The organism is Suttonella sp., assembly GCF_056855035.1.
On sequence record NZ_JBXGGR010000065.1, the window covers coordinates 1 to 3399 of the forward strand.

Annotated in this window: 4 protein-coding genes and 1 pseudogene; all 5 read right to left on the reverse strand. The window is 43.1% G+C overall.

Annotated elements, in window-relative coordinates; translation table 11 throughout:
* The coding region (locus ACJHVI_RS05920; protein ID WP_483183745.1) for an aminopeptidase P N-terminal domain-containing protein at positions 1–1325 on the reverse strand (1325 nt) is incomplete at its 3' end.
* A gap of 241 nt (positions 1326–1566) precedes the next feature.
* Positions 1567–1923 carry a type 2 periplasmic-binding domain-containing protein gene (locus tag ACJHVI_RS05925; RefSeq protein ID WP_483183747.1) on the reverse strand — a complete coding sequence of 119 codons (357 nt, stop codon included), beginning with the start codon at positions 1921–1923 and terminating at the stop codon, positions 1567–1569.
* 54 nt (positions 1924–1977) lie between these two features.
* Positions 1978–2334 (reverse strand): substrate-binding periplasmic protein, encoded by a 357-nt coding sequence (locus ACJHVI_RS05930; RefSeq protein WP_483183748.1) that lies wholly within the window; start codon positions 2332–2334, stop codon positions 1978–1980.
* Between the two features lie 101 nt (positions 2335–2435).
* The gene (locus ACJHVI_RS05935; protein WP_483183750.1) at positions 2436–3194 is read right to left on the reverse strand and encodes a transporter substrate-binding domain-containing protein; all 759 of its coding nucleotides are present in this window, start codon (positions 3192–3194) and stop codon (positions 2436–2438) included.
* A 62-nt stretch (positions 3195–3256) separates the two neighbouring features.
* Positions 3257–3399, reverse strand: a pseudogene (locus ACJHVI_RS05940) (IS1595 family transposase); the annotation flags it as partial.

Below are 3399 nucleotides of genomic sequence, written 5' to 3' on the forward strand. Positions count from 1 at the left end.
CGCCGCTCGGCTAACAAAGCCTCAATTTCGCGGATTTCTTTCGGCACATCGGCAGTGGTTACTTCGGCTTCGCCTTCGGTAATGATAATGTCGTCTTCAATACGGATGCCGATGCCGCGCCAAGATTCCTCAATCGTTGTATCGTTTGCCTGTAAATACAGACCCGGTTCAATGGTAATTACCATATTCGGGCGGTAAATGCGCGATTCTCCGTCAATTTTATAAATGCCGACATCATGCACGTCTAAGCCCAACCAATGCCCCGTGCCGTGCGGATAGAAGCGTTTGACTTCACCGCTATCGACCATTTCTTCCGCATTGCCGTCCACAATGCCCAAATCAATAATGCCTTGCATGAGCAAAATACTGGTTTGGCGGTGCAAATCGAGATGGCGAATGCCGGCGCGGGCATTGGCAATCGCGGTTTTTTGCGCATTAAGAACGATTTCATACAGCGCCTGTTGCTGGCGGCTGAATTTGCCGTTAATCGGCGCGGTACGACTGATATCGCCCGCATAGCCGCCGAATTCCGCACCGGCATCCACCATAATCAATTCTCCGTCTTTAAGCGGCGCATTATTATCGTGGTAATGCAGACAGCAGGCATTGGCGCCGGAAGCAATAATGCTCGCAAATGACCAATGGCAGCCTTGATGACGGCGGAATTCCGCCTCAAGCGCGGCTTGCACGGTATATTCATAAGCTCCCGGACGTGCGGCGAGCAGGGCGGCGCGATGTCCTGCAGCGGAAATACGCCCCGCCTCATGCAGAAGATTTTGTTCTTCAATCGATTTAATCATGCGCATTTCGTCAAGCTCGCGGCGGATATCGAACAAACCCTCAATCGGCGCACCGCCGCGTCCGGTGAGGCGATGAACCTCGCGTAGCAGTTCGCTTAGGCGTTGGTCATTAGCGGAATTGACGCCTAAAACAGAATAAATTCTCGTGCCGTCCGCCAAGAGTTTAGGCAAACGCTGTGCAGCTTCTTCAAGAGGATAAGCCTCATTGACCGCGTAATCTGCCAGCGCGCCTTCCTGCCCGATGATTTTGCCCTCCCAAATCTCCAATTCGGGATTACGAACCGCATTGAACAGCGTGTAATGCACCCCATTGCCCTGTTTGCGCAGCACGGCAATCGCATCACGCTCGGGAAAACCGGTGAGATACCAAAAATAACTGTTTTGGCGGAAAGGATAATGTACATCGCCGTTGCGCAAAGCCTCCGGCGCGGCAAACAATACCAAGACCGAATCTTCAGGCAGTTGAGAGAGTAAGCGCTGGCGGCGTTCCGCAAAACTTGCAGAGGAAATCACAGCTTGAATCATAAAAACCTACATAAATGATTTAAAATAAAAAATAATCGGTAGCCAAGCTACAAAGCGTCAAGATTATACGAGTATCAAAAAAGGGTTTCAATAAAAGAGATTATTGCAAACGCAAATAAAAAGCCGCTGTGTTATAGTCGGAGAAGTGAAGAAGTAGTACAAGAGCGTACGGTAAGGCGAGCTAACGCCGTAATACTTTTTCAATTCTTCAACTATAAATAGCGGTATGATTTTGGTTGCATCATAAATTGTACTTTTTAAGCAGGGCGGCATAAGCGCCGTTTGCCTTGGCGGCTTCAAAGCCCTTGGCAATCCGCCGATGCAAATCATTTTCGTCTTTGCGGGTGGCATAATTAATTGAAATCGCTTGAATATGGGTATATTGTGCGGGTAAATCTAGAATTTGGAATTCATATTCTTTATAATTATTGCACAAAGAATTGATTTCTGAAATAGGGGCGAACATGATTTCCGATTTACCTTGAAATAATTCTTTAAATGCGAGGAAATTAGTATCCGAATCGCGGATTTCAATAGTGGGATAATCCTGCGCTTTCATGATTTGCAGTTCTTTGAATTGCGGAGAACCTTCAATCACCGCCACTTTGGTATTTTGATTTAAAGGAGCGGCTAAATCCGCTGCATTTTTTTCTTATAAACGAATGAATTTGAATTCATCGTCATAACTGTTTACAAAATTATAAATTTTTTCCCGTTCGGCAGAGCCGTACATTTGACCGATAATATCAATATCCTTATTGCTCATCGCCTTTAATACTGATACGAAAGGCAGGGCGAGGACCTCAACTTCAAAACCGGCTTTCTTGCCGATTGCCTGTGCCAGTTCAATCGTAAACCCCGTAAGTTTTCCTTGTTCATCAAGATAAATATAAGGCGGCGCATTATGGTTGACGCCCATTTTAAGCGTTTCTGCCTGTATTGTTGTCTGCAAACAGGCGCTAAGCAAAACCGTTGCAGCAAATTTACTTAAATATTTCAGTCCTAACATTTCTACCTCTTAGCTTTTAGCGAATTAAGTGAATATGCTACATATGAAATGCTTTGATGCAGCCCTTCATATTATATAGAAGGGCTATGTTCATGTCAGATTTATAGACTGTATTTTTTTAACAAAGTATCAAAAGTGCCGTTTGCTTTTACTGTATCTAAGCCTGCTTGAATGCGATTTGCTAAATCGGCATTGTCCTTTTTAATAGCAAAATTTACAGACGTGCTTTGTATGTATTGGTCGGGCATATCTAAAATTTGGAAATCAAAGTCTTTATAGTTATTTCTTAAATAGTTAATTTCCGAAATCGGTGCTAGCATAATGTCAGAACGTTTTAAAAATAAGTTTTTGAATGCCAGAAAATTTGTATCTTCTGCATTAATTTCAATATTAGGCAATTGATCATGTTTAATGCTCTCTAATTGCGTATTTTGCGGCGAATCGCTGATTACAGAAACTTTGGTATTATCTGATAGCGGTGTTTCGATATTATCGTCGGATTTCTCTTTTACGCGTAAAAATTTATAAGCATCATCATAAACATGGATGAGGTTGTATTGTTCTTCACGCTCTTTTGAGCCGTATATGTGCCCGATGACGTCTATTTCTCCTTTTTCCAAATCGTTTATAGCAGATAAAAACGACATGGGAATGATTTGTACATCAAAGCCGGCTTCTTTGCCGATTGCCTGCATTAATTCGACTTTGAAACCGGTTTGAACAGCGCCTTCTCCTTGGAAACTATAAGGCGGCGCAACTGCTGCAACCCCCATTTTTACGGTTTCCGCCTGTGTGAACAGGCTTGTGAAAGCTGTTAAAGCTAAAACAGCGCTTATTTTTTTGAAGTTTGTTAATAACATAGTTTTCCTTTTTTAACGCTTGAATAAACAAGGCTCTAGACTAGCAGCGTGATTGGTATAATTTATTGCAGAAGCGACCATAAATGTTTTTCTAAATCATCAATACTCTGCTTCCAGCGCCATTCGCATTCTTTCAAATGCCATTCGAAATTTTTGCTTACGCCGTTAAATTTTGCAAGCCTTCTTTTGGTAAAACTCCAAAAAC